Source organism: Paraburkholderia sp. SIMBA_053 (genome assembly GCF_046534895.1).
Taxonomy (GTDB): Bacteria; Pseudomonadota; Gammaproteobacteria; order Burkholderiales; family Burkholderiaceae; genus Paraburkholderia; species Paraburkholderia caledonica.
In genome coordinates this window covers 1-243 of the sequence record NZ_JAWRXU010001496.1, presented here as the reverse complement: position 1 = coordinate 243, position 243 = coordinate 1, and the positions used below count along the sequence as shown (strand labels likewise).

Genomic DNA, 243 nt, shown 5'->3' with positions numbered 1-243 from the left:
ATCACATGCGCCTGGGTATGCAGGTCATTATCGAAGATTATGTGCATGGCGAAGGCATGAAGGTCGTGCTGGTGATGTTGAACACCTTCTTTACAGCGGTGGTCGGCTTTGCCTGCATTTTTGCGATTCTCAAGCTGAGCTTCGGAGGTTGATAGCCCGATGGCTAGTGCAGTAAACAACGCGGCCGATGCTGCCGTGGCAAGCAAATATACCTATGTCGATCACAAGTTCGACGTGGTGGTG

Annotated in this window: 1 protein-coding gene; it reads left to right on the top strand. The window is 51.4% G+C overall.

Going from position 1 to position 243, the window contains the following annotated elements; genetic code table 11:
- Positions 1 to 5 precede the first annotated feature (5 nt).
- On the top strand, positions 6 to 152 hold the full coding sequence (locus SB753_RS40575; RefSeq protein WP_410805614.1) for a succinate dehydrogenase, hydrophobic membrane anchor protein: 147 nt from the start codon (positions 6 to 8) through the stop codon (positions 150 to 152).
- Positions 153 to 243: the final 91 nt, after the last annotated feature.